24 protein-coding genes are annotated in these 25,589 nt (G+C 37.1%); 13 read left to right on the top strand and 11 right to left on the bottom strand.

Annotated features, from left to right (window positions below; genetic code table 11):
• Positions 1-54 precede the first annotated feature (54 nt).
• Positions 55-1,413, bottom strand: a complete 1,359-nt coding sequence (locus A6J74_RS18420; RefSeq protein WP_000021138.1) for an arsenic transporter — start codon at positions 1,411-1,413, stop codon at positions 55-57.
• A gap of 185 nt (positions 1,414-1,598) precedes the next feature.
• Here A6J74_RS18420 and A6J74_RS30050 point away from each other — a divergent pair, with 185 nt between their 5' ends.
• A complete protein-coding gene (locus A6J74_RS30050; RefSeq protein WP_001214071.1) occupies positions 1,599-1,739 on the top strand; it encodes a hypothetical protein in 141 nt (46 codons plus the stop codon).
• 48 nt (positions 1,740-1,787) lie between these two features.
• On the opposite strand, the gene A6J74_RS18425 is transcribed toward A6J74_RS30050, so the two are convergent.
• Both A6J74_RS18425 and cydA read right to left on the bottom strand, forming a co-directional pair.
• Positions 1,788-2,813, bottom strand: a complete 1,026-nt coding sequence (locus tag A6J74_RS18425) for a cytochrome d ubiquinol oxidase subunit II (protein WP_000544171.1) — start codon at positions 2,811-2,813, stop codon at positions 1,788-1,790.
• A complete protein-coding gene (cydA, locus tag A6J74_RS18430; protein ID WP_000381963.1) occupies positions 2,806-4,161 on the bottom strand; it encodes a cytochrome ubiquinol oxidase subunit I in 1,356 nt (451 codons plus the stop codon). The genes A6J74_RS18425 and cydA overlap by 8 nt, the downstream gene beginning before the upstream one ends.
• A gap of 253 nt (positions 4,162-4,414) precedes the next feature.
• Here cydA and A6J74_RS30055 point away from each other — a divergent pair, with 253 nt between their 5' ends.
• Both A6J74_RS30055 and A6J74_RS18435 read left to right on the top strand, forming a co-directional pair.
• Positions 4,415-4,564, top strand: a complete 150-nt coding sequence (locus A6J74_RS30055) for a hypothetical protein (protein WP_000283176.1) — start codon at positions 4,415-4,417, stop codon at positions 4,562-4,564.
• Positions 4,565-4,654: 90 nt separating this feature from the next.
• A complete protein-coding gene (locus A6J74_RS18435; protein WP_001231685.1) occupies positions 4,655-5,740 on the top strand; it encodes a hypothetical protein in 1,086 nt (361 codons plus the stop codon).
• A gap of 109 nt (positions 5,741-5,849) precedes the next feature.
• Here the strand turns inward: A6J74_RS18435 and A6J74_RS18440 are convergent, their stop codons facing one another.
• Positions 5,850-6,734, bottom strand: a complete 885-nt coding sequence (locus A6J74_RS18440; RefSeq protein ID WP_000421931.1) for a LysR family transcriptional regulator — start codon at positions 6,732-6,734, stop codon at positions 5,850-5,852.
• A gap of 135 nt (positions 6,735-6,869) precedes the next feature.
• On the opposite strand from A6J74_RS18440, the gene A6J74_RS18445 reads away from it, so the two are divergent.
• Positions 6,870-8,870 (top strand): YhgE/Pip domain-containing protein, encoded by a 2,001-nt coding sequence (locus A6J74_RS18445; RefSeq protein ID WP_000676372.1) that lies wholly within the window; start codon positions 6,870-6,872, stop codon positions 8,868-8,870.
• A gap of 40 nt (positions 8,871-8,910) precedes the next feature.
• Here A6J74_RS18445 and A6J74_RS18450 read toward each other — a convergent pair whose 3' ends face one another.
• From A6J74_RS18450 to A6J74_RS18460, 3 genes are all read right to left on the bottom strand, one after another.
• Complete coding sequence (locus A6J74_RS18450) at positions 8,911-9,291, bottom strand: VOC family protein (RefSeq protein ID WP_000609842.1); 381 nt, start codon at positions 9,289-9,291, stop codon at positions 8,911-8,913.
• A gap of 42 nt (positions 9,292-9,333) precedes the next feature.
• Entirely contained in the window at positions 9,334-10,491 is a 1,158-nt protein-coding gene (locus A6J74_RS18455) for an acyltransferase (protein WP_000194326.1), read from the bottom strand.
• Positions 10,492-10,778: 287 nt separating this feature from the next.
• Complete coding sequence (locus A6J74_RS18460) at positions 10,779-11,996, bottom strand: dicarboxylate/amino acid:cation symporter (RefSeq protein ID WP_000649369.1); 1,218 nt, start codon at positions 11,994-11,996, stop codon at positions 10,779-10,781.
• 223 nt (positions 11,997-12,219) lie between these two features.
• Between A6J74_RS18460 and A6J74_RS18465 the strand changes: the two genes are divergently transcribed.
• Genes A6J74_RS18465 through A6J74_RS18475 form a run of 3 tightly spaced genes read left to right on the top strand, consistent with a single transcriptional unit; the run spans position 12,220 to position 14,165 of the window.
• Positions 12,220-12,522 carry a PTS sugar transporter subunit IIB gene (locus A6J74_RS18465; protein WP_001023559.1) on the top strand — a complete coding sequence of 101 codons (303 nt, stop codon included), beginning with the start codon at positions 12,220-12,222 and terminating at the stop codon, positions 12,520-12,522.
• Between the two features lie 14 nt (positions 12,523-12,536).
• Positions 12,537-13,838, top strand: coding sequence for a PTS cellobiose transporter subunit IIC (gene celB / locus A6J74_RS18470; protein WP_000617764.1), 1,302 nt, complete (start codon positions 12,537-12,539; stop codon positions 13,836-13,838).
• 9 nt (positions 13,839-13,847) lie between these two features.
• Entirely contained in the window at positions 13,848-14,165 is a 318-nt protein-coding gene (locus A6J74_RS18475) for a PTS sugar transporter subunit IIA (RefSeq protein WP_000379629.1), read from the top strand.
• A 110-nt stretch (positions 14,166-14,275) separates the two neighbouring features.
• Here the strand turns inward: A6J74_RS18475 and speD are convergent, their stop codons facing one another.
• Positions 14,276-14,647, bottom strand: a complete 372-nt coding sequence (speD, locus tag A6J74_RS18480; RefSeq protein ID WP_000456812.1) for an adenosylmethionine decarboxylase — start codon at positions 14,645-14,647, stop codon at positions 14,276-14,278.
• A gap of 27 nt (positions 14,648-14,674) precedes the next feature.
• On the bottom strand, positions 14,675-16,288 hold the full coding sequence (locus A6J74_RS18485) for a polyamine aminopropyltransferase (RefSeq protein ID WP_080609559.1): 1,614 nt from the start codon (positions 16,286-16,288) through the stop codon (positions 14,675-14,677).
• A gap of 400 nt (positions 16,289-16,688) precedes the next feature.
• Here A6J74_RS18485 and A6J74_RS18490 point away from each other — a divergent pair, with 400 nt between their 5' ends.
• The 5 genes from A6J74_RS18490 (at position 16,689) to chbG (ending at position 20,905) form a co-directional block, all read left to right on the top strand.
• Complete coding sequence (locus tag A6J74_RS18490; RefSeq protein ID WP_001023563.1) at positions 16,689-16,991, top strand: PTS sugar transporter subunit IIB; 303 nt, start codon at positions 16,689-16,691, stop codon at positions 16,989-16,991.
• A 16-nt stretch (positions 16,992-17,007) separates the two neighbouring features.
• Positions 17,008-18,315, top strand: coding sequence for a PTS cellobiose transporter subunit IIC (gene celB / locus A6J74_RS18495; protein ID WP_001168852.1), 1,308 nt, complete (start codon positions 17,008-17,010; stop codon positions 18,313-18,315).
• 182 nt (positions 18,316-18,497) lie between these two features.
• Entirely contained in the window at positions 18,498-18,821 is a 324-nt protein-coding gene (locus tag A6J74_RS18500; RefSeq protein WP_000989050.1) for a PTS lactose/cellobiose transporter subunit IIA, read from the top strand.
• Positions 18,822-18,824: 3 nt separating this feature from the next.
• Positions 18,825-20,150, top strand: a complete 1,326-nt coding sequence (gene celF / locus A6J74_RS18505; RefSeq protein WP_000145755.1) for a 6-phospho-beta-glucosidase — start codon at positions 18,825-18,827, stop codon at positions 20,148-20,150.
• A gap of 50 nt (positions 20,151-20,200) precedes the next feature.
• Positions 20,201-20,905: a chitin disaccharide deacetylase gene (chbG, locus tag A6J74_RS18510; RefSeq protein WP_000593458.1), complete on the top strand. Its 705-nt coding sequence runs from the start codon at positions 20,201-20,203 to the stop codon at positions 20,903-20,905.
• Between the two features lie 38 nt (positions 20,906-20,943).
• On the opposite strand, the gene A6J74_RS18515 is transcribed toward chbG, so the two are convergent.
• Positions 20,944-22,125: a chromate transporter gene (locus tag A6J74_RS18515; protein WP_000794692.1), complete on the bottom strand. Its 1,182-nt coding sequence runs from the start codon at positions 22,123-22,125 to the stop codon at positions 20,944-20,946.
• Positions 22,126-22,314: 189 nt separating this feature from the next.
• Here A6J74_RS18515 and exsM point away from each other — a divergent pair, with 189 nt between their 5' ends.
• Complete coding sequence (gene exsM, locus A6J74_RS18520) at positions 22,315-22,728, top strand: exosporium regulatory protein ExsM (protein ID WP_000207040.1); 414 nt, start codon at positions 22,315-22,317, stop codon at positions 22,726-22,728.
• Between the two features lie 170 nt (positions 22,729-22,898).
• Here exsM and A6J74_RS18525 read toward each other — a convergent pair whose 3' ends face one another.
• A complete protein-coding gene (locus A6J74_RS18525) occupies positions 22,899-25,574 on the bottom strand; it encodes a sigma-54-dependent transcriptional regulator (RefSeq protein WP_000820941.1) in 2,676 nt (891 codons plus the stop codon).
• Between the last annotated feature and the right edge of the window lie 15 nt (positions 25,575-25,589).

A 25,589-nucleotide genomic window follows, 5' to 3' on the forward strand; every position in this document is an offset into this window, starting at 1 on the left:
TTATAGAAAAAGCCCCCTTTGCTAAGACGGTAGCAAAGGGGGCTTCTGTTTTCTTTATAAGGCAAAGAAGAGGTGTACCCAGTAGTATAAGAGGAATAATGTGACGACTGTTGTGAGAGGAATAACGATGAGAGATACGCTTAAATAATCTTTCCATTTTACTTTAATTTTGTTTTGTTTCAGAATATACATCCAGATGAGGGAAGCTAGTGTACCGATTGGTAATAATAGTGAACCGATGTCACTACCAATAATGTTTGCGAGGTAGATTGTTTTTAATGTGACTGGATCTAGCCCCATTTCTGTTAATGTGATTGTACCAATCATAAGGGCAGGGTGGTTATTGAAGACGTTAGAGAGGATGGATACAAGTCCGCCCATTGCAAAGCTAGCATAGAGTAAATGCTGACTTACAAGTGGCTCGAGCCATTGCACAAGTGCGGCTGTTAATCCTGCGTTGTGAAGCCCGTAAATAATGACGTACATAGAGAAGGCGAAGATTAAAATGTGCCACGGTGTCTTTTTTAAAATATCGACAGGGTTTGTTCGTAAGTAGTACCATCTCCAGATAAGAAGAACGAGGGAACCTAGCACTGCAACGATTTCGATTGGGATAGATAAGAAGGATGCAACGAACAGAAGACAGCGCATAAGGAAGACAAAACCTAATACTTTTAACATGAATTTTGTACGTTTTTGTTTCGTATCAACAGAATTGTTTCCTTTTAACGGATGGAAGTTTTTCGTGAAGAAAATTTCTTCAATATCATATGAAGAAACCGGTAATTTCTCTGGTAATTTTTTCTTTAAAACAGTGTACATGAGCCATGACATAAACAATAATCCTAATGTTGCAGGTACAAACATCATAGCAGTATGCATATAAAGAGTCATATTAACGATATTTAATGCGATTAAGTTTACGATATTACTTACACCGATTGGTGCACTAGAAGCAGTGGCGATTAAAGCACCGCTTAATAAATAAGGAATTTGTTGATGAGGCTTTAATTGAAGATTTTTCAGAAGAAGGATTAGAATTGGGGTTGTAATCAAAATACTACCGTCATTATTAAATAAAAGAGTCATAAGAAAGCATAGTAATTGAATATACCAGTATAGGCGGCGTCCAGAACCTTTCGCTAAATTTGCGAGTTTTGCTGCAGCCCAATGGAAGAAGCCGAAGCTTTCTAATATAACTGCCATAACGATGGTCGCCAATATCGTTATGGAAGCGCCTCCGATTTTACTTATAATGTCTATGACATCTGGCCTTGAGACAAGTCCAGTAATGAGGATAATACCAGCGCCAATTGCTGCTGGCCATGCCTCATTTAAGCCACGAGGTCGCCAAAAGATAACAATCATCGTTAAGAAGAATACAATAATAGTAATCCATATCTCAATGCTCATATTTTACCTACCTTTCTATTTTTCCTTGAATCAATGTAGCTTGTCTCAAGGTCTGTATTGGTAGTATATTCGAAAAAGAATAAGAGGAACTAGACGTATAATAGAAGAAAGTGAATATGTGTTTTTCAAGCTATAGGACAAGTATACATACTAGTGAAATAACTATTAGGAGAGGAGTCTAATAAATGAGGGGCATTCTATGTACGAATGCCCCTCATTTATTCCGCTATTTGTGGGCAGTAAGACTCCTACCTCAAAATTCGGCTGGAGCAAAGAAGTTAGGTGGAAGTCCTGCTGCCCGTAAACGCCTGATTGGTGAAGGTTAATAATCAGTGGGGATGAACAAAACCCTTACTGATTAAAGTTTCACTTTGTTATTTTTCCTTCAAAAAAGTTCGATCCTTCAAGAATAAATTCCAGAAGAAAATGAATCCGGGTAGTAAAATTGCAATCCCGATTGCGTAGAGGATAAGAAGCGCATAGAATGTTTCGACTGTTGTAAAGCTTGTAAATACAGTTACATCCGGGTAAATGATATACGGTAAATGAGCGACGCCGTAAGCGTAGCTTGCAAATGCATATTGAGCGACGACAGCTAAAACTGCAATGCGAGGAAACCCTAGTGTGCTATATTTCTTATTTGTCCACCAAAGGGAGGAATAGCCGATAACAAATAAAATGATAGAGACTGTAAACCATGGGAATTGCTTTATTAATCCTTGCATTAGCCAGTGTGTTTGTGGGTCCATTACAACGAGAGCTATAATTGCCGTAACGAGCGTTGCAGGACCAAGTATGATGGCATTTCTTCTATAAATTCTATATGCATCTTCTGAACCTTGCTCTCTCGCAAAATCCGCGAGAAAGAGAGAAGATAGAAACAGTTCCGAAGTTAGTCCGAATAGCATATAACAATAAATAACAGGACTAGAAAGAAGTTTTCCGTAAAGGAGTACTTCTTTTCCTTCAGCCATTGTAATGTAGGCACCCTCTGTAACAGGTAAAACGGTAATTAATAGGGCTGGAATTAAGAGCCCTGTAATACCTGAAATAATCCGAAGAAGATGTTGGTACTTCGGCAGAGAGTAAGCAAATACCATAAATGTACTACGAATTGCAACGAGTACTAGAATTAGCATGACTGGTACGAACATAACGGTTGCAAGGGTAAAGGCTGCTTTCGGAAAGAAACCAAGGAAAGCGACAACGACAAAGACAAGAAACGTATTTGTTACTTCCCAAGTTGGTGATAAGTATCGATTGGCAAGCTTGGCAGCAAGTGTTGGATGTTTCGCATATACCATGCCCCAAAAACCCGCTCCAAAATCAATGGACCCTAATATACTGTATACGAAAATAAGAGCCCATAAGATGATGATTGCAATGCTTTCCTCATGCACGAGAATCGCCTCCTTGGTGATGTAAATCATTCTTTAGCGGATGTCTCTTAAAGAATGTCCGTAGTACAAAGACTGTTAAAATACCGAGTCCGATATATAAAATAATGAATAGAATAAATAAAGGACCGACGAAATCAGCGCGTGTAGAAGCATCGACTGTACGCTGCATACCATAAATTGTCCACGGCTGACGACCGCTACAGCTGAAAATCCATCCGAATTCAATACCGAGCATCATAACTGGTCCACATGCGGCAGCTCCCAAAAGAAGCCATTTCGGTAACTCGGTTCCTTTTTTTCGGTAAACGAAGTACCAATATAAGAGAGCGATTGCTGCAACTGCAAAGGTAAAGGCAGCGGTGCCGACCATTAAGTTGAACAGCGTATGTGTGTAAAATGGTGGCCATGTTTCTTGTGGGAATTCCTTTAAACCTTTTACGACGGTGCTAGGGTCTAGTCCCACTAAAAGGCTAAGCATGTTCGGAATTTCCAGCGCATAGTTTAGTTCAAGTGTGTTAGGATCCACAACCCCGCCAATTGATAAGGGAGCATGTGATGTCGTTTCAAATAAAGCTTCAGCAGATGCAAGTTTTTCAGGTGAATGCTTATGTAAGGCGATTGCTGATTCGTGCCCCGAAAGCCACATCGTAGCACCTGTAATAAATGTCACGACGAGTCCTAACAGTAGTCCCTTTTTATGATAAGCCACTTCACGCTCACTTACATTCTTCTTTAATAATTTAAATCCAGCGATAGAGGCAATGACGGCTGCTCCAGTCGCATAGGCTGTAATAACGACGTGGAATGCGCTTGTGCCAAAGCTCGGATTAAAGAAAGCTTTCCACGGATCAACGTTAAAAACCGATCCATCTGGCCCCATGGAAAAGCCTGCGGGTGTATTCATCCATGTATTTGCTGATGTAATAAGCACGGCGGATGCCGTGGCACCAATCATGACGAAAAAGAGTGAGATTAATCTCATGAATGGAGGTAATTTATCAGCCGCATATACATAAATAGACATGAATAAAGCTTCTAAAAAGAAGGCGAAAATTTCAATTTGAAAGGGAACAGAAATAACTTGCCCAACAATTTTGGCGAAACCAGGCCAAAGAAGTGAGATTTGTACACCAACAATTGTTCCAGTTGGAATTGCTACACCGAGAAGAATAGCAAAAGCCTTTGTCCATCTTTTTGCCATAATGGCATAGTCGGAATCTTTCTTCCAGTGATAGAGTATCTCACTTATAAAAATCATCAAAGATAGCCCGACTCCAAGTGTTGCAAAGATAATGTGGAATGCTAATGAAGAACCAAAAAACGCTCTTGCTAATGTTACGGTATCCATATATATACTCCTCTTCTTTTTTGCCATTATTTTCTGATTGAATTGGAAGATTTATTCAATAAACTGCCAAAAATATATATGTATTTAAAAAGTGAATATGGTAATATGATGTTTGAATATTATAAATAGAAAGAAATTAACGTTTAATAATATTTTGTTTGTTTTTTATCTAGGAATATTTTATAATCTTTTATACGAACATAAGTTCCATTTTGTGGTTGGAGAAGTTTATGTGAAATGGAGAGGGTGTTTTATGTATCCTGAAGTCATTAAAAAGATGGCGTTTTCAAAAGAGCATAGAGATTTATTATTGAAGTTGTATAATAAAGAAATTACACGTCGTGAATATGACCGACTTGTGGAATCACTATATAGACCTTCTAAAGAGGTTTGTGAGGGGTAGAAATGCGGGAGACAATCTAATAGATTGTCTTTTTTAATTTACGTATGTTCTGGTAAAATTAAGGTTAGCCTTATTAGGGAGGTGAAAAGATTGCGGAAACGTTTATATATAGGGATTGGAGTTATTCTCTTAATCGCCTTAGGTGGAATTGTATTTTGGTCAGCCTTACAAGGAAACCGTACGGAACATTTTATTTTAAGACATATGGTGAATGAAAATGGGACACTTGCCACCTACCGTTTAGAAGATACAAAGGCAGGTACTGGGGAAGCGAAAGGCCGTGAAGCTTTATCAGAATCGGCAGGGCTATGGCTACAATATACATTGGATAAAGATGATCAAGCGTTATTTGATGAACAAGTAAAGGTCGTTCAAAATAACTTTGTACATAAGGATCGTATCGTTTTATGGAAAGTCTCTGAAAAGGGAGAAATGCAGTCAGCTACAAATGCACTTATAGATGATCTTCGTATTATAGAACAATTATATCGTGCTTATGAAATGTATAAGGAAGATCGTTATAAAAACCTTGCAGATCAATTGAGTGATGCTGTACTTCGTTACAATAAGAAAGATAATTATTACGTTGATTATTATGACGCGGATGCAGGGAAGCAAAGTGGTTTTGCAACAACATCATACATAAATCCGCATGCATTCTCGTACATGAAAAAGTATGGAAAAGTTTCTGCTGAGCAGTATCAAGAAGTGGTTCAATTTCTAGCGAATTATCCAAGGCATGGCTGGGTATTCCCGAAAGAGTATAAGGAAGATGGTACATTTACGTACGATAAAGAAGTGAATCTTATTGACCAATCATACGTTGCATATCATCGTAGTTTAGGGGGGCTTTCATCAGATGCTTATTTGGAATTCATAAAGAAGAAGTTCCAGAAGGACGGAAAGTTATACGGCCGTTATAATTTAGAAACGGGAAAACAAACTGTGGATTATGAATCACCAGCTGCTTACGGATTAACGATTTTGTACGTACTACAAACAGGTGATACAAAGTTTGCGACGGAATTGTATGAACATATGGCCACATTCCGAAATGATAATGTATTTAGTAGATATTACGGTGGGTACGTAACAGGCGAAAATAATAATACGCATATTTTTGATAATGTACTACCACTTTTAGCTGAAATGGAATTAGAGAAGAGTAAGAAATAGAAGGTGCCACCCTATGGGGGTGGCACCTTCTATTTGTGTCGTTATTTGTTGATAAATCAATATTTCTTGGCGAAACGTCGATATATTTGAAGTTATGATCGATATAATTTTATGACCTAATATTGGAGAAGTAGTCAATCACGAATTCACGGAATTGCTGGGCAGTTTTTGATAGATAGCGTTTCTTCGACCAACTTAAGCCGATGGTTCGCTCGCAATTCGGTTCAATAATACGTAATTTATTTAATGCTAAAGTAGAGTTTTTTAATAAAGTTAAACTTGGTACAAAAGCGATGCCGAGACCTTGCTTAATAAGGTCGCTAATCACGGTTGGTTCATCTACTTCAAAAGCGATATGTGGAGTGAAGCCAGCTTCTTTACAAAATTCATCTGTTAAGTGTCGAAATCCATAACCAGTGTTCATACTAATAAACGGTTCGTTCTTTACTTCATGAAGATAGATATTTTCACGTCCTGATAAACGGTGGCCTGAAGGGACGACTAAGAAAATTTCTTCTGTAATAAGTGGTTCCCAAATAATCTCCTCGCCTTCAATTGGCACAGAAGAAATGCAAAAGTCAATTTCTATATTATCTAGTTGTCGTTTCATAGAAGGAGTAGATGCGAGAAATTGTTGGAACCGAACGTTAGGATGTTCTAGTAAAAAAGAACCGAGTAGTTCTGGTAATATTCTTGGAATAGAAACGGCCAGCGTAATAGAGCTTTGTTGTAAGTTAGCTAAATCTTTAATTTCTCGTTCGCCTTCACTTAATTCATGAAAAATGCGCTCTACTCGTTTTAAGAATACTTTCCCGAAAGAGTTTAATGTAATTTGTCGACCTTGGCGATCAAATAACGGGACGCCTAAGTCTTTTTCTAGTCTAGCAATTGTTTTGCTGAGCGAAGGCTGTGCGATATGCAATTCTTCAGCGGCTTTTGTCATATGTTCTAATCGTGCAACTGTTTGAAAGTATTTTAGTTGAAGAAGTTCCATTTTGACTCTCCTTTCTATAGACCAAAAGGAATGGATTGATAATTAAAGATGTATTATACAGTATGAAAATGGACGTGTATAGTAAATCTGTTAAACCATTCTAATGGTGTTAAATTCGGAGAAGGAGTATGTTTCATGAAGGGAATTCAACTTGTATTTAAAGATTGGAAAGCGATGTGGCACCATAAACATGGACGTATCGCTTTAATTTTTTTGTTAATCGTTCCTTTAATTTATTCGGGATTCTTTTTAGCTGGATATTGGGATCCATACGGACGATTAGATAAATTACCTGTTGCAGTTGTGAATTTAGATAAAGGTGCTGCAATGGATGAAAAAACAATTCATGCAGGAGACGACTTTGTTAAAAATTTAAAAGAGAATAAGGAACTGGCTTTTCATTTCGTATCAGAAAAAAATGCTGATGAAGGGTTAAAAGAAGATAAGTATTATATGGTTGTTACGATTCCGGAAGATTTCTCTAAAAAAGTAAGTACACTTATGGATGAGAAACCAGAACCGGCACAATTGCATTACAAAGTAAATCCAGGTAAAAACTTTGTAGCAGCTCAAATTGGAACGACAGCTGTGGAAAATATGAAAACAAAAATCTCAAACAGTATTACGAAATCTTATACAGAAGGTGTCTTTTCAAAGTTTCAAGATTTGGCACAAGGATTGAGTGATGCAAGTAATGGGGCTGAGAAGTTACATGAAGGAACGACCGATGCAAAAAATGGAGCAAATCGGCTTGCGGATGGTATTGATCGTTTAAGTGACGGGACATCGAAATTGAAAGAGGGAAGTGACAAGCTTGCATCCAGTCAATCTGCTTTAACCGGGGGAGCAAATGAGCTAAGTCAAGGAGCGACATCACTTCATAGTGGTTTGGAATTACTAGCGCAAGGTGAAGGAACTTTACAATCAGGAGTTAGTGAATTAAGTGTTGGTACAAATGAATGGGTGAACGGAAGCGAGAAACTTGCTGAGGGACAAGTGAAAGCGGATGATGCGGCAAGTAGTGTGAAGAAGCAATTAGAGGAGTACATGAAAAGTCATCCAGAAGCACAGCAAGATCCTGCTTTTCAAAAAATCGTTGCTACTTCTAATGGGTTAGCTAAAGCAACAAATACTTTAAATAATGGCCAACAACAATTGACACAAGGCGCGAAGAAGCTTGCTGACGGTCAGCGTAAAGTTGAAGAAGGCATGAATACATTCGGAGTTAAGTTAAATGAAGCTACTGCTGGAACGAAAAAGATAGCAGATGGTGCGGCAAATCTAGCTGATGGATTTACGAAGTGGGGCAATGGATTTACATCATTACAAGAAGGTGTAAATCAGCTTGCGAGTGGTGGAACAGAGCTGAATAATGGCGCTGGCAAGTTAGTGAATGGCCTTGTTAAACTTGACGACGGTGCGAAAGAACTTGCTATGAAATTAGGAGAGGGCGCAGAGAAGATAGCGGATGTTCGCAATGATGATGCACGCAATACGATGTTCTCGGAGCCAGTTCAATTAGTGAAGTCAACAGTTTCTGACGTACCTAACTACGGTTCAGGTATTGCACCATATTTCTTATCACTTGCATTTTATGTCGGCGGAATTATGGCATCAAATATTTTACCGCTTGGCCGTAGACAAAATATGAAGGTAAGTGGAACGGTACACTTTATTAATAAACTAGGATTAGTATATTTAATTGGGCTCATTCAAGTGCTACTTGTAGATGTTGTTGTGCTAGGAGCCATGAAATTAGAAGTTGCAAGTGTACCGCTCTTTGTTTTATCAAGTATTGTTATTTCCTTTACGTTCATGACGTTTATTCTTATGTTAGTAACGGTATTTGGTCTTGTTGGGAAATTCGCGGCAGTAACACTTCTCGTCTTGCAATTAGCGACGAGTGGGGGGACTTTCCCAGGAGAATTAAACGTAGCTGTTCTTAGCAAAATCGGACAGTTTCTTCCAATGTCACATTCTCTTAGAGGATTACAAGATGTTATTTCTTTAGGGGATTGGTCGCAATTACGAATGCAAATTTTAATATTGTTATGTTACCTCGTTGTTGCTGGTGGAATTGCTTGGATTACGAGTCATATACAGCATAGAGAAACGAATACAGAACAAGTTTCTTAAAATGAAAGAAGCTATCCGATTTTTTCGGATAGCTTCTTTTTTATTTTCGTTCCATTACCGCAAAGTAATTATTTTCATTATCAGCAAAATTAAATGCTTTACCAGTAGGTAAATTTACAACTTGTCCAACTGTGACATTTTTCTCAGAAAGGTCTTTATATAGACGGTCTAAGTTATTTGAGAAGAACATAAGTGAAGGTGTATTAAGATTTAGTTCAGGTTGCATCTTCGCGATTAACGCTTTATCGTGAAGGACGATGCTTGTTCCTGCTTCTTTCGCCGGTGCAATTTCAATCCAGCGGAATCCTTTTCCGTTATTTTCTTCCGCAATAATTTGGAATCCTACTGTCTCAGTCCAAAATTGTACGGCTTCATCTTGATTATTTACATATAACATAATTTGTCCAATTTGATTAATCATAGGTGTATCCTACTTTCTTTTCTTGTATGGAATTCTATTATATCAAAGATATGGTTTGCATACTTTTTCGTGATTTTTCCGAAGTATGATCTTCGCCCACTTTATATTTGTTGTAGGAGAAGGTCCTGTAATCCACGTATGAAGTGGTAGTGTACTGCAAATGGCCATTGCTGAAATCGAGATTGTAGCCGTTATTGTAAATAATAATAGGCTATATAATATTGTGTTTTCTTGCAGTGTGAATAAAGAAAGGAATTTTGTACATAGTTGCAAGAAGAAAAAGTGAGCTAAATAAGCACCATACGTGTAATTTCCGATAAATCGTAAAGCTTTATATAAGAAACCGCGTCGCTGTACGATTGTAATAGATAGCACGTACAGTATCATAATTTCACAAACGATATATAAAAACATAGACGGTTTTAAATAAGTAGAAACGGTTAAATGAATAGAGTTTGCTCCGTAAAAACTAAATAACTCATAATTGATGAATAAAAATAAGATGAAAAATAATATTGTGATAAGCGGGATATGTTTCATGACAAATATACGCCAAGTTTTTAATGATACAGCAGCGATTCCGCCCATAACGAAATAGAACGAGTAGAAGAAGAAGGAACGATCTGTATAATGTAAAATGGTTGAACTAGTCAATTTCTCTCCATTAAAAATGTAGTGAGAGGAGTACCACATTAAAAGGAAATATAGACAAGCAAAGATGGTCATATATTTATATATGTCTTTTTTATTTTCTGTTCGTTTTTGAAACCAATAAAATAGTGTGCATAGTAAAGGGAATAATAAATGAATTTGGAACATCATAATAACGTACCAAAGATGCGGTGCGGCTGTTCCGAGTAGTAAACTTTTTATCCCGCCTTGTAATGTCATAATATCGTTTGTTGTTAATAAGTAAAGAATAGACCAAAAGAAATAAGGAATGAGTAAGTGTGTAGCTTTTTCAGAAATATATTCTTTGTATACTAATTGCTTTGTATAGTGACGAATTAGGTGAAACCCAACGATAAATATGAATGCAGGTGCTGAAAACTTTGCGAGATTAAATAGCATACCCATAATGAGGGATTGTTCAAGTAAGACATTTCCTTGATTCATTGTATATAATAAGGAACTTTGCAAAACGACAGCAAGAAATGCAATGCTTTGCAAAACTTTAAATTCCGGTGCGCTTTGTGTCATTGTTTCCATCTCCTTTTCCATACATGATTATAGTACGGAGTAAGGATGAGAGGTGTGGAATATTTGTGAAGATTTTAACAAATTTGTGGCAAGAGGAGATATCAACGATTTTTCGGATATATCTATTATAACTTCAAATATATCAACGATTCTTCGAATATATCTATCATAACTTCAAATATATCAACGATTTTTTCAATATATCGACGTTTCGACAAGGGATAACGACTTATCAACAAATAACGACAAAAAGAGGATGCTCGTTTAGAGCATCCTCTTTTTATTTATTAAGCAAATTTATTTTTGATCCAGTTTTTACCTTCTACAAGGCGAGCTGTCATTACGGCACAAGCATTATCTGCTGTTACGTTTAACATCGTTGCAGGAGGATCAATAATTGTACTAATTGCTGCGATAATTGGCAGTGCTTCTGGCGGGAATCCATATAGAGAAACGATTAACATTTCCCCAATCATACCTCCGCCTGGAATAGCACCCATTACTGTTCCTACTAATAGAGAAACGACAAGTGCGATTGCTAATGTTTTTGGTCCCTCAAATTCCATGTTGAAAATACCGAATAAGAAAGCAATCTTTAATACCCCGCCTAAAACAGAGCCGTCTTTATGAAGTGTAGATCCGAGAAGGACAACTGTTTCACGAACGTCTGAAGAAATACCCATTTTCTTCGTTGCTTCTAAGTTCGCTGGAATACTTGCGGCACTACTACAAGTTGCAAGAGATGTAACTGTAGGAGAGACCATGTTCTTCCAAAATATTTGAACACCTTGTTTGCGACCTGCAAGGTATGCATAGAAAGTGAAGAATACAAAGAAATAAATTAGAGATGCTGGATAGTATACCATTGCTGCTCGGAAGTAAGTTCCAAGAAGTTGTGGTCCGAATTCGCCAACTAATGCTGCGAAGTAAGCAGCAAGTCCGATTGGAGCGTAGTACATAATGAAAGATACGACTTTCATTGAAATTTCTGCACCAGCTTGTAAGAATGTAGCGAATGGTTTTCCTTTTTCACCAACTGCTGAAGTTGCAATCCCCATTAAAATAGAGAAGAAAATAAGAGCTAACATATTTTCACGAGATAGTAACTTCGAGAAGTCAGATACTGTTAGAATACCAACGATTTGATCTGCAACACTAACTGCTTTTTCAGCTTTGTCAGGTTGTGTTAATTCTAATACAACACCTTGTGCTGGCGGGAATACTTTCACGACAATAATCATAAAAATAGCAGCTAAAATACTCGTAAATAAGAAAGTCCCAGCCATACTAGACATAATTTTACCGAAACGTTTTAATCCATCCATATTAGCAATAGATGACGCGATGCTAAAGAACACTAACGGTACAACAATCGTAAACATTAAGTTTAAGAAAATGTCACCAAGCGGCTTTAAAGCAACTGCATCGGCACCCATGAAATAACCAATGAAACCACCAATTAGGATAGAAGATAATAAAATAAGTGGAAAGCGATATGCCTTCATAAATATATCCTCCTATCAATTAAAAAAATCATACTGAATTATTATAGCGAGTTAGAGTCCCCTTTACTAGGAAAATACCGATAGATGGAATAGCGTGAAAACCGAGAATTTTTTGTTTTTAAGCTCGGCATACAGTTAGAAATCTAGACATATATATTTGTAACCTAGTGGTAGCAAGGGATGTACCATAACTTAGGTTTAGAAAAAAGGGGAGGGATGCGGGATGAATATTTTGCTTTGCTGTGCAGCGGGAATGTCTTCCAGTTTGATTGTTACAAAAATGGAGAAAGCAGCACAGGCAAAAGGGATAGAGGTAAAGATTTGGGCTGTATCAGGTTCTGAAGTGAATAGTCACATCGATGAAGCAGATGTACTTTTACTTGGACCGCAAGTACGTTATTTATTACCGAAAATGAAAGAACTATGTAAGGGGAAAGGGATACCTGTTGATGTCATTCAATCCGTCCATTACGGACTTTGTAATGGGGAGGCTATCTTGCAAGCAGCTTTGTCAATGAAACCATGAGGAGAGTGGGATAGATGATACGGTTTTTAGAAAAATATGTAATGCCAATAGCAGGAAAGGTAGCAGAGCAGAGGCATTTGCAAGCTATACGTGATGGAATTATTTTAACGATGCCTTTCTTAATTATTGGATCATTTTTTCTTATTATTAGTGCATTACCAATACCAGGTTATAATGATTTTATGGCAGGGTTGTTTGGTGAGAGTTGGCAGAAAGCTTTGGGGTATCCAGTTAGTGCAACTTTTAATATAATGGCTTTAATAGCTGTTTTTGGAATCGCTTACAGACTTGGAGAGTATTATAAAGTGGATGCTTTAGCATCCGGGGCATTGTCGCTTGTGACATTTTTACTTGCGACTCCATTTCAAGTTGCATATATTATACCAAGCACGAAGGAAAGTGTGATTGTAGATGGAGCAATCCCAGCGGCGTTAATGGGAAGCCAAGGTTTATTTGTAGCGATGATTATTGCAATTATATCTACTGAAATATACCGATTTATTGTACAGAAAAAAATGATTATAAAGATGCCTGAGACAGTTCCACCTGCAGTAACACGTTCATTTGCTGCTCTTATTCCAGGATTTATTGTTGTGACAGTTGTTTGGATCATTAGATTGATTTTTGAACACACAACTTTCGGAAGTATTCATAATGTTGTAGGGAAGCTGCTACAAGAGCCACTTAGTGTACTTGGTGCTAGTCTTTGGGGCGCTGTAATTGCAGTTATTATTGTCCATGTTCTTTGGGCGTGCGGAATTCATGGTGCTGCAATTGTTGGTGGTGTAATGAGCCCGATTTGGTTATCGTTAATGGATCAAAACCGAGTTGCTTTTCAAGCAGGGCAAGATGTACCAAATACGATTACCGCACAGTTTTTTGATTTATGGATTTATATGGGCGGTTCCGGTGCAACACTTGCTTTAGTTGTAGGAATGTTATTGTTTGCACGAAGTCAGCAATTAAAAAGTATTGGTCGATTGTCCATTGCACCTGGTATTTTTAATATTAATGAAATGGTGACGTTCGGCATGCCGATTGTAATGAATCCACTTTTACTTATTCCATTTATATTAGTTCCAGTTGTGTTAACGCTTGTTTCTTACTTTGCGATGGAATGGGGATTAGTTGCTCGTCCGAGCGGAGCGGCTGTACCTTGGACGACACCTATTCTTTTTAGTGGATATTTAGGATCGGGTGGGGAAATTTCAGGGGTTATTTTGCAACTTGTTAACTTTGCACTAGCATTCTTTATTTACTTACCATTCTTAAAAATATGGGATAAACAAAAATTAGCAGAAGAAAAGGGGGAGTAAAGAACTAAAATGGATACGATAGAGACGAAAGCTTTTCATCTAATCTTGCATGGGGGAAATGCAAGAAGTTGTTCAATGGAAGCAATTGATTGCGCGAAGCGTGGGGCGTTTACAGAAGCGGAAGCCAAATTACAAGAAGCACTAGAAGAATTAAAAGAGGCGCATCGTGTACAAACGGAGCTTATACAAAAAGAGGCTGGTGGCGAAAAGACAGAGGTTACCTTACTGATGGTGCACGCGCAAGATCATTTAATGAATGCGATTACAGTAAAGGAATTAGCGAGTGAATTTGTAGAGTTATATAGGAAGATGTCAGTGAATGAATGAACCTTGCGTATGCAAGGTTTTTTTATGTATTTGCCCGCACCATCAGTGGGGTGTTCATCCCACTGATGGTAGTTGCAATCCTCCTTTTTACGGATGAGTAAGAGAAATAGTTAATCGATAGTAACAATTTCTCCTATACCACGAATCAATTTTTTTATTTGTATCTGCTCCGGTTTTAATATATTTACGATATAATCAATCGCCATTTGTGGTTCAACAGTTGTACCGCATGTATAGCAATCAATTGCTGCAAAGTTTTTTTCTGGATAAGTGTGAATAGAAAGATGGCTTTCTGATAGTAACACTAATACTGTAACGCCATAAGGATGGAATTCTTTTGTACTTACATTTAAAACATGTGCGCCAGAATGGTCGGCAGCGACAACTAAATGGCGTTCTAAAAAGTGAATATCATCTAAGAGGGAAAAATCCACTCCCCACAAATCTACTATTATATGCTTACCGAAAGTAGAATATTCCATAGGTTAGCACTCCTTACTATAATATCGTCAAAACTCCATTTCCTTTTTGTAACATTGATGTAGGATAAGATTGGATTCTGAGTTTAGAAGAGCGAGATTACGGTGATCTAAATGTTCTTCTTTAAATTGAAATAAAGGAAAAAGAAGAGAAGGTAATGTTCGAGGCGTTGGTACTACGTATAATTGCTCAATTTGATCGAGTACATAGGCAGAATTAGCTGCAATATGAAATCCCCAGTCAGTTCCGAAAGAAGGAACAATTATATGATAGCTTTTTACAATTAAGCCGGCATTTTCAATTGTATTACCGATACTCCAATATACAAGAGGTGCATCAGCAGGTGAATTAGATTGGCAGACGAAAGCACCATCTTCTGTTAAGAATGTAGCTATACGAGCAAAAAGTTCGCTTGTATATAAAGTACTTAATAACTCTGTCGCTGGATCAGGGAAATCAATGATGATTACATCGTATAAAGAGGAAGGAGAATTCAAAAACTCTTTTGCATCGCATACGTGTGCATTCACACGATTATCAAAAAATGCGCTTTTGTTCAAAGAAACTAATTCAGGAACGTTACGCGCCATATTAATCATTGCCTCGTCTAGATCAACAAGGTCTACATGTAGTACTGTTTCATATTTCAATACCTCTCGTAAGGCAAGACCATCGCCACCGCCTAATATGAGAACACGTTTTGGATCAATTACCTTTGACATAATCGGATGCACAAGTGCTTCATGATAAATTTGCTCATCAACGGAACTAAATTGTAGTTGTTTGTCCAAATAGAGGCGAACATCGCTGACTTGTACTAAATTAATATTTTGATAATTACTTTTTTCTTCAAATAAATTTGTGTGTTCCCCAGCTTGTATTTCTTTTAGAGAAATTTCATCCCATATATCTAAGCTGTGTGAATCTGTGGGTACTATGACTACATTTTCCGATTGTACGTGCTTGTCTTGCTTATCTTGTTTATCTTGTTTATCTTGTTTATCTTGTTTATCTTGTTTATCTTGTTTATCTTGTTTATCTTGTTTATCTTGTTTATCTTGTTTATCTTGTTTATCTTGTTTATCTTGTTTATCTTGTTTATCTTGTTTATCTTGTTTGTCCTGTTTGTCCTGTTTGTCCTGTTTGTCCTGTTTGTCCTGTTTGTCCTGTTTGTCCTGTTTGTCGTGCTTATCTGGTTTACCTGGTTTACCTGGTTTACCTGGTTTACCTGGTTTATCTTGTTTGTCCTGTTTGTCTTGTTTGTCTTGTTTGTCCTGTTTGTCTTGTTTGTCCTGCTTGTCTTGTTTGTCTTGTTTGTCCTGTTTGTCTTGTTTGTCTTGTTTGTCCTGTTTGTCTTGTTTGTCCTGTTTGTCTTGTTTGTCCTGTTTGTCCTGTTTGTCTTGCTTGTCCTGTTTGTCTTGTTTATCCTGCTTGTCGTGCTTATCTGGTTTACCTGGTTTATCTTGTTTGTCCTGTTTGTCCTGTTTGTCCTGTTTGTCTTGTTTGTCGTGCTTGTCCTGCTTATTTTCTATTTCCTGCTGTTCTAGTTCAAATTTGTCAGAGTCTAATTCAGAGCGCTCGTCTTTTTTATAGCTTGTTATTCTATAAATCTTTATTTTGCTTTGTTTTCTATGTTTTGGCATAGGAATCCCCTTTCGAATTGTGTTATTTTATTTTATTCTATGTAATCTAGTAGAGTTTGCTTGGACAATAGATAGAAGAGTGTGTTCAAGAGAGGTTTATTTTTTTACTGGATTTTCAAGCTGAAAAAATTTTTTAGTGTTTTTTTATTTTAAATACAACTAGACAACTAAACACTAATCTATTTTCATACAGTTATGTGTTAAAAGTGTGTTGTTTTATAACACACTGTGTGTTATTTTGGGGGACACACTAATTGAAAGCGTTAACACACAAAGAAAATGCTCGAAAAAGCGCTGATTTTAGTGATTTTAAAAAGTTGGCACGCTAATTGCATTAATAAATAGCGTAAAGAAAAATAAATAACATAAACTTTTTATACTACACAAGGGGGATTTTCAAATGAATATTTTATTATGTTGCTCAGCAGGGATGTCTACAAGTTTACTAGTTACAAAAATGGAAGCGGCTGCAAAAGCTCGCGGTTTAGAAGGAAAGATTTGGGCTGTATCTGGGGATGCAGTAAAAAACAATATCGATCAAGCAGATGTACTATTATTAGGACCACAAGTTCGTTACATGCTCTCTTCAATGAAAACGCTTGCTGATGAGAAAAACGTTGGAATTGATGTTATTAATCCAATGCACTACGGCATGATGAATGGAGAAGCAGTTTTAGATCACGCACTAACACTTAAAAAATAATTAGGGGGGAAGCGAAATGCAAAAATTTATTGCATTTATGGAGAAATATTTAGTTCCAGTCGCAGGAAGAATCGGATCGCAGCGTCATTTAGTTGCAATCCGTGATGGTTTTATCGCAGTTATGCCTCTTATTTTAGTTGGATCGTTTGCAGTACTTATAAATAATCTACCAGTTGATGCATTCCAAAAACTTATGAAGGGTGCATTTGGGGATGTTTGGAAAGATATCGGCGGTGGTATGTGGACAGGGTCCTTTGCAATATTAGCTCTCATAGCCGCAGTTGGAATAAGTTATAATTTAGCGAAATCTTACGGTGTAGACGCGTTGTCAGCAGCAATTATTACATTCGGTGCATTAATTATTATATCTCCGACAACGCCAAAAGAAGGCGGTATTGATTTAGCTTGGACAGGATCACAAGGTTTATTCGTTTCTATCATTGTAGCTCTTCTTGTAACCGAGGTATTCAGGTTCTTTGTTCAAAGAGATATTACAATTAAGATGCCAGATGGTGTTCCACCAGCAGTAATGAAATCCTTCGCAGCATTAGTTCCAGCATTCGTTATTTTAATCGCAACAGCAAGTATTCAATTAGCTGTGAAATTAGCGGGAACAAGTATTCATAAAATCGTATTTGAAACAATTCAATTACCATTACAAGGTTTAGCAGGTACGTTACCAAGTGCAATTATTATCGCATTACTTATTCACGTATTATGGTTCTTCGGATTACATGGTCCTAATATTATCGGTGGTATTATCGACCCAATCTATTTACCAGCACTAGAAAAGAACATTAAATTATTTAACGATGGTATGTCTGCATATGATGTACCGCACATTTTCACAAAGCCATTCTTTGATGTATACGTATACATCGGTGGATCAGGTGCAACATTAGCATTCTTAGTAGCGGTAATGCTTGTTGCAAAAAGTGCGCAACTTCGTGGTGTAGGTCGCGTATCTATCGGTCCTGGTTTCTTCAATATTAACGAACCAGTTATTTTCGGTACACCAATTGTATTAAACCCAGCGTTAATCATTCCATTCGTACTTACACCAGTTGTATTAGTAATTACTTCTTATACAGCAATTTCTTTAGGATGGGTACCAAAAACAGTTGCTTTAGTTCCATGGACAATGCCACCAATCTTTAGTGGTTATCTTGTAGCGGGCGGAAGTATTGCTGGTGCTGTACTACAGCTTGTAAACTTTGCAATTGCGGTAGTTATTTACTATCCATTCGTATTAATGTGTGACCGTACGTATGTACAGGCTGCGAAAGCTGAAACAAAAGGAAACGACAATTCAGTATCACTTTAAAAAGTGTTGTTCTGACGAGTTTGTATAGCTCGTCAGAACAATTACCTTTATATCATGTTCAAAAAGATGAAAAACATCTATAAGAACACCAAACTATCATTCATAAAATAATAATTTAATAGACATGTTCAAACTGAAGGGGTATTTAAATCGGTTGAACCATAATAGAGAGGGCGGTAATTATGATGACTACAGCAGAACAAATTCCATTCCAATTGATTTTAAATAGTGGTAATGCAAGAAGCTTTGCAATGGAGGCACTTCAATTTGCCAAACAGGGGAAAATGGCAGAAGCAGATGAAGCGATGGTAAAGGCGAAAGAAGCGATTAATGAAGCGCATCATTTCCAAACAGAGCTCATACAATCAGAAGCAAGAGGAGAAAAAACAGAGATTAGTGTTCTTTTAATCCATGCACAAGATCATTTAATGAATGCGATTACAGTAAAAGAATTAGCAGCAGAGTTTATCGATCTTTATAAAAAGCTTGAAGCGAAAGGGGAATAAAGCATGACTGGAATTAAAATTGCTACAATCGGCGGTGGATCTAGTTATACACCAGAGTTAATTGAAGGATTTATTAAACGTTATGATGAGCTTCCTGTTCGTGAAATTTGGTTAGTAGATATTGAGGCAGGAAAAGAAAAGTTAGAAATCGTTGGTAATTTAGCGAAACGTATGGTGAAAAAATCAGGTTTACCAATCGAAGTGCATTTAACACTTGATCGCCGTGAGGCATTAAAAGATGCTGACTTCGTAACAACACAACTTCGCGTTGGTTTATTAGAAGCACGTGCAAAAGATGAAGCAATTCCGTTAAAATATGATGTAATCGGTCAGGAAACGAATGGTCCTGGTGGTTTATTTAAAGCGCTGAGAACGATTCCTGTTATTTTAGATATTTGTAAAGATATGGAGGAACTTTGTCCAAATGCATGGCTAATTAACTTTGCTAACCCAGCAGGTATGGTAACAGAAGCTGTCCTTCGCTATACAAATATTCAAAGAGTAGTTGGTCTATGTAACGTTCCAATCGGAATTCGCATGGGTCTTGCGAGATTACTTGAAGTAGATGCAAGTCGTGTACATGTTGATTTCGCAGGTTTAAACCATATGGTATACGGATTAGACGTATATTTAGATGGCGTAAGTGTAATGGATCGAGTGTTAGAGCTTGTAACAGATCCAGAAAAGCAAATTACGATGGAAAATATCGCTGCTCTTAATTGGGAGCCAGACTTTATTCGCGGTCTTCGCGCAATTCCATGTCCATATCATCGTTATTACTACAAAACACGTGAAATGTTAGAAGAAGAGAAAGAAGCTTCAATTGAAAAAGGTACACGTGCAGAAGTAGTAAAACAATTAGAAAATGATTTATTCGAGTTATATAAAGACCCGAATTTAGATATTAAGCCACCACAATTAGAAAAACGTGGCGGAGCTTATTACAGTGATGCAGCATGTAGCTTAATTACATCTATTTACAATAATAAAGGCGATATCCAGCCTGTTAATACAAGAAACAACGGAACAATTGCAAGTTTACCACATGATTCTGCTGTTGAAGTGAACTGTATTATTACGAAAGAAGGTCCAAAACCAATTGCAGTGGGAGATCTTCCAGTACCAGTTCGCGGTTTAGTACAACAAATTAAATCATTCGAGCGCACAACAATTGAAGCTGCTGTTACAGGGGATTATCATAAGGCGCTGCTTGCTATGACAATTAATCCACTTGTACCGTCAGATAAAGTTGCAAAACAAATTTTAGATGAAATGTTGGAAGCACATAAAGAATATCTTCCACAGTTCTTTAAAAAGGTAGAGAAGTAAAAAGCGGCGCTATTTAGCCCGCTTTTTTTATTCTATTAGGAGGTATTATGATGATTAAGTTGATTGTAAATGCAGATGATTTCGGTCTTACAGAAGGTACAAATTATGGTATTATTGATGGACATATAAATGGACTTGTAAATTCAACGACAATGATGATGAATATGCCAGGAACAGAACATGCCGTACGCTTAGCGAAAGATTATAAAACGTTAGGAGTAGGTGTGCATCTCGTATTAACGGCAGGAGAACCACTTTTAAAGGATGTACCATCCCTTGTAGGGAAAGATGGGGCGTTCCATAAACAACGTGTTGTAAGGGAAGGGAATATAAATCCTGAAGAAGTTGAGAGAGAATGGACTGCTCAAATTGAGAAATTTTTATCTTACGGATTAACACCAACTCATTTAGATAGTCATCATCATGTGCATGGATTAAAGGTTTTACACGATGTTCTTGAGATGTTAGCAAGTAAATATAACGTTCCGATTCGTCGTTGTGAGGAAGATAGAGCAGTGCGCCCATTTTCTGATGTGTTTTATAGCGATTTTTACGCGGATGGTGTGACGGAAGATTACTTTTCCAAGTTAAAAGGAAGAGTGAAGGATGAACAAACGATAGAAATTATGGTACATCCAGCGTATATTGATCCAGAGCTTGTGAAACGTTCTTCTTACGTAATGGATCGTGTGAAAGAATTGCGTATTTTAACGGAGAGTGAGTTACCTGAAGGAATAGAGCTTGTGAAGTTTTAATAGGAAAACGACGGCTAAGTGGCCGTCGTTTTTTATATTTATAAAATAGATATAACATATCCACCAAAAGCCCCGAGTATAACGATAATCCAAGGCGGTGTTTTCCAAAAAGTTAGTAAGCCAAAAAGAAGAGATGCAAAGACAAAATCTGAAGCATTCATAATTGTACTCGTCCAAATTGGATCGTAAAAAGCGGCAATTAAAATACCGACAACTGCGGCGTTAACACCGAGTAATGTGCCTTGTATAGCGGGTACCTTTCTTACACTGTCCCAAAATGGTAAAACACCAATAACGAGCAAAAAGGCAGGAAGGAAGATAGCGATTGTTGCGATTACTGCTCCAGTGGTTCCGTTTAGCACTGCCCCTATATAAGAAGCAAATGTAAAGAGAGGCCCTGGCACCGCTTGTGTTAATCCGTATCCAGCTAAAAATTGTTCTTTTGTCATCAGCCCGTTCTGTACAAACTCACTTTCAAGAAGAGGGAGTACGACGTGCCCTCCGCCAAATACGAGAGAACCAGAACGGTAAAAGCTATCAAATAATGCGATATGAGGAGAGAGCGGTCGCAGTATTGGTAGCAATAGTAATAGTCCGAAAAATAAAATGAGACAAGAACTAGCCATCGTTTTTGAAATAGAAATTTGTATTTTATAGACTTGGGCGTTTTGAGGAGTTTTATATAAAAGCCAGCCGATCAGCCCTGAAAGTAAAATGAGAATGATTTGTGTCCAGCTACTTGGCCATAACAAGGCAATCGCGGCAGTTACAATGGCGATTGTTGCACGGTTTCGGTCCGGAGTTAGCTTTTGAGCCATTCCCCATATTGCATGAGCGACAATTGCGACTGCTACAAGTTTGAGTCCATGAATCCATCCTGTACTTCCAATTTCGAATTGATTAAGGAATGAAGCAAAAAAGACTAAAACGAGAACAGAGGGAAGGGTGAAACCAATCCAAGAGATAATTGCTCCTAATAGCCCGCCCCTTAATAATCCAACGCCCATACCGACTTGACTACTAGCGGGACCAGGAAGGAATTGACACAGTGCTACTAAGTCTCCGTAACTTTTTTCATCCATCCATTTTCTTTTTTGCACGTATTCATGATGAAAATAACCAAGATGAGCGACAGGACCGCCGAATGAAGTAAGTCCTAATTTAAATGAGACGAGAAAAATCTCGACTAATAATCGAAAAGAATAGTTGTTATTTTTCAAAGTAACCTCCTAGAAAGTTTTTTCTATGTGCATTATACAAGAGGCGGTAAAGCAAAAGAAATGATTCTTATGTAAAGATTTTGTGAATCTTTTCTTCGTAATTAAAAGTTGAAAAAGTCATAAATGATTATGTGTAAACCATAAAGTAGTAAAAGAAGTGCTGGGAAATTGATATAAGGAGAATGCCCTATGACAACACACTTTTTTGCTAGGTTAACAGGGAAGAGGGAATTGCCTCCTGTAAATACAGAAGCTTTTGGGGTAGCAGAGTTTATTTTTAGTGATGATTTAACGAAGTTGCATTACAGGGTAATATTAAAAAATATAGAAAAGGTCACATCGTGTCAAATTCATTTAGGGAAGTCCAGTCAAATTGGTCCCGTTGTTTTCTATTTATACGGTCCGCTAGAGCAAGGGATTAGTTTGAATGAGGGAAGCATTACTGGTGCCGTAAATGTGGAGGAATTCGAAGGGCCTTTACAAGGAAAATCCCTTGTTCATTTTCTCCAAGAAATTATTCAAGCTAATGTATATGTAAATATTCATACGAAATCACATAAAAAAGGAGAAATAAGAGGGCGGATTAGAAAGGTAAAGAAGTAAATGAAAAGGCTGCTCCAAAAAATTGGAACAGCCTTTTCGAATTAGATAGGATGATGTGTATTGACGATACATTCATATATTTTGAAAATCGTCGATATAAATTTATCCTGCATTAACTGCCCGTAAAAGCCTTCACTTTATTCGAAGGAGTGTCGCTAAAGGTTACTTGTTTAACTTTTAACAGGCTGATTTTTAATAAAGAAGTCCATGATATAAAATACTTCATCATCTGGTATTTGTATTTCAAATGTATTTTCAATTGGTTGTAATGCTTTTTTCACTTTCATATACATCCAGTACTCATCTTGTCTTCTTTTTTCTTTATCAGGATGAGGAAGAAGTTTTTCTCCTTTTTGAAGACGATCAACCATACAGCTCATATGCAAAATAACACCCATTAAGCTATCAGGAGTTAGCTGCAAGGAAATTAATTCTTGAATTGTATTTAGTGCGTAACGAATTGTTTTAATTAGTAATGCCCCGTCGTTACGCTGCATTTGTTGTTCAAGAATATCGGCCATTTTCGCATATGTTTCTTCATACGTAATTAATTCTTGAATTGGCTGAATCGCTGTGTAGTTCACAATATCTTGGAAATGATATGTTAAACATGGAACTTGCACATCGAAATTTGTAACGATACAAATGATATTACGCTCTTTTTTTATGTTCTCAATCATTTTCGTTAAATCTTTTTCATGGACGATACTAATTGGAATAATCTCAATTAAGTCTTTATCAAATCGTAAATAGTTCTCTAACATTTTTTGAATAGCTAAGGCACTTCCTTCACCAGTTAAACAAGCTGTTAAAATAACAGACTTCATTGGTGATAGTGGCTTTTTCTTTTCTTCTTGTACATTTAAATAGAACGGCGTTAAGTTCTTTACTGTTTCATATAGTGCATCTAATGAATAACCGAGCTGAGCTTTTCGAGCTGCTTCTAGTGCGTGTGGAGTACTTGTCATGGAAAGGACACGTACAGGAATTTTGAATTCAGTTTCTAATATATCACCGATATAGGCAAGAGACCCCATATCAACAAGTAAGAGAAGCCCGTTTACATTTTGAAGTGTTTTCATATACACTTTAACCCGTTCTAAAAAATCTTTCGGTGATTCATGTAGCGGCATATCAATACCGGTCAATTCATCAATACCGAGGAGTTCATTTGCAACGTTTGCCATTTCTGTTGCGATGCCATTACCGTGCGCTAATATTAATACTTTTACTTCTGTTTGGGAAGCAGGAATTGGATCAACAACGAAGAACATTGTTAAGAAGCCAGCTTCATCCATGGGCATGGTTATTTGTAATTCTTCTTCCAGTAGTTGAATGCATTGCATAGCTACGGAAAAAGCTTCTTTATATTTCGTACGAATTTGATTCAATTGTGGGTGATGAATTTGCTTCCCGCTTTGTAAACGTTGTAGAGTTGTCTGTACATGTAAACTTAATGCGAGAAAGACTTTTTCATCAAACGTCTTAGATAAATGTTTTTCAGCGAGCTCCGCAATTTTTTCACATACGGAAACGATGTTACGATCAACAATTTTAAAAACATTTTCATGACTTGTCTTTTTGGACATTTGGTTAAAATATTGTACGAAAAAGCTTTGAATATCATTTTCTATTAGTAATTCTAATTCTTCCTCTTCAATACCGCGTGCTTGAAGTTCTTCATATTTATAATCAATATAGTCGTAAATAGAAGACCGTTTTTCATCTTCTGCTTTATGTTGACTCCAACCTTCATCTCCCGTAAATACAAATGTTTCATTTGGTATTTGGTATAGGTGACGGCTCTTTCTTTCAATAAATAGCCCTTCTTTCATATACCAAGGTAAATCTGTACTTGAAACATAGACAGAATCACGTTTCTTTGTTACAAAATCAGAATAAGCTTTCGCACAGGCGATTTGTACATCTGTTTTTAATTGACCGATGTTATTGGGACAATTGTAAAAGACGAAAGCACGCATTGCGTTCGGGCTAACGTGAATTTCTTTCCTTAGCCGAATTGCTTCATTTGTGAAAAATAGTTGTAGTAAAGCAAAGCGTTCTTTATGTGTACGCTCACGAAGTGGTGGAAGCGTGACAGTCATCGGTATACGTCTTGTAAATGTTTTTAATAAAAATGAATTTGGTTCTTCTGTTGTTGCAGTAATGATTAATACTTGTGCTTTACGCTCGTTTTCTGTTTCTCCTAGGCGGCGATATACTCCGCGATCAATAAAAGTAAAGAGCATTTCCTGTCCTTCTGGAGGAAGGCGGTGTACTTCATCTAAGAAAAGAATTCCTTCATGTGCTTTTTCAATTAACCCTTTTTGATCATTCGCACCTGTGTAAGCTCCTTTTTTGATCCCAAATAACTGTCCTAGTAGTAGCTGTGGATTGTTTGCATAATCAGCACAGTTAAAGACGATAAATGGTGCCTTTTTTGGAAGCTGTTCAACTTCAATTGCATATTCGTGCATTAAAGAAGCAAACATAGATTTTCCGACTCCTGTTTCTCCTAGCAGTAAAGTATGCATACCGTTTGGAGGATAGAGAATAGAAGCTTTCGCCTTTTCAATTGCGATTTTAAGGCTCGTATTTTCAATTGCAAATGTATCTAGTGAAGTCACGTCTTTTGAATGCGTTTCCAACGGAGTGTTCGTTTCTATATAAAAACGAACAGGGCGCGTATTTGTTTTTAATAAACGTTTATCTTTTACAAGTTTGTTTAAGTCGCTACTTACATTGGCACGATCTAGTTGCAACAGGGTAGCGAGTTCTAATGCGGTTATACCTTCTGTATAATTTCCTTCTTGTATTGCGTTAAAAATGAGATCTATTCGTTTCATTTCTATTCACCTCGA

This window comes from Bacillus sp. FDAARGOS_235 (assembly GCF_002073415.2).
Lineage (GTDB): Bacteria > Bacillota > Bacilli > Bacillales > Bacillaceae_G > Bacillus_A > Bacillus_A toyonensis.

Coding starts and splice junctions, on each gene's coding strand:
- A6J74_RS18420 (WP_000021138.1), bottom strand. CDS start 1,413: ATGAGCATTGAGATATGGATTACTATTATTGTATTCTTCTTAACGATG.
- A6J74_RS30050 (WP_001214071.1), top strand. CDS start 1,599: ATGAGGGGCATTCTATGTACGAATGCCCCTCATTTATTCCGCTATTTG.
- cydA (WP_000381963.1), bottom strand. CDS start 4,161: ATGGATACCGTAACATTAGCAAGAGCGTTTTTTGGTTCTTCATTAGCA.
- A6J74_RS30055 (WP_000283176.1), top strand. CDS start 4,415: ATGTATCCTGAAGTCATTAAAAAGATGGCGTTTTCAAAAGAGCATAGA.
- A6J74_RS18440 (WP_000421931.1), bottom strand. CDS start 6,734: ATGGAACTTCTTCAACTAAAATACTTTCAAACAGTTGCACGATTAGAA.
- A6J74_RS18445 (WP_000676372.1), top strand. CDS start 6,870: ATGAAGGGAATTCAACTTGTATTTAAAGATTGGAAAGCGATGTGGCAC.
- A6J74_RS18450 (WP_000609842.1), bottom strand. CDS start 9,291: ATGATTAATCAAATTGGACAAATTATGTTATATGTAAATAATCAAGAT.
- A6J74_RS18455 (WP_000194326.1), bottom strand. CDS start 10,491: ATGACACAAAGCGCACCGGAATTTAAAGTTTTGCAAAGCATTGCATTT.
- A6J74_RS18460 (WP_000649369.1), bottom strand. CDS start 11,996: ATGAAGGCATATCGCTTTCCACTTATTTTATTATCTTCTATCCTAATT.
- A6J74_RS18465 (WP_001023559.1), top strand. CDS start 12,220: ATGAATATTTTGCTTTGCTGTGCAGCGGGAATGTCTTCCAGTTTGATT.
- celB (WP_000617764.1), top strand. CDS start 12,537: ATGATACGGTTTTTAGAAAAATATGTAATGCCAATAGCAGGAAAGGTA.
- A6J74_RS18475 (WP_000379629.1), top strand. CDS start 13,848: ATGGATACGATAGAGACGAAAGCTTTTCATCTAATCTTGCATGGGGGA.
- speD (WP_000456812.1), bottom strand. CDS start 14,647: ATGGAATATTCTACTTTCGGTAAGCATATAATAGTAGATTTGTGGGGA.
- A6J74_RS18485 (WP_080609559.1), bottom strand. CDS start 16,288: ATGCCAAAACATAGAAAACAAAGCAAAATAAAGATTTATAGAATAACA.
- A6J74_RS18490 (WP_001023563.1), top strand. CDS start 16,689: ATGAATATTTTATTATGTTGCTCAGCAGGGATGTCTACAAGTTTACTA.
- celB (WP_001168852.1), top strand. CDS start 17,008: ATGCAAAAATTTATTGCATTTATGGAGAAATATTTAGTTCCAGTCGCA.
- A6J74_RS18500 (WP_000989050.1), top strand. CDS start 18,498: ATGATGACTACAGCAGAACAAATTCCATTCCAATTGATTTTAAATAGT.
- celF (WP_000145755.1), top strand. CDS start 18,825: ATGACTGGAATTAAAATTGCTACAATCGGCGGTGGATCTAGTTATACA.
- chbG (WP_000593458.1), top strand. CDS start 20,201: ATGATTAAGTTGATTGTAAATGCAGATGATTTCGGTCTTACAGAAGGT.
- exsM (WP_000207040.1), top strand. CDS start 22,315: ATGACAACACACTTTTTTGCTAGGTTAACAGGGAAGAGGGAATTGCCT.
- A6J74_RS18525 (WP_000820941.1), bottom strand. CDS start 25,574: ATGAAACGAATAGATCTCATTTTTAACGCAATACAAGAAGGAAATTAT.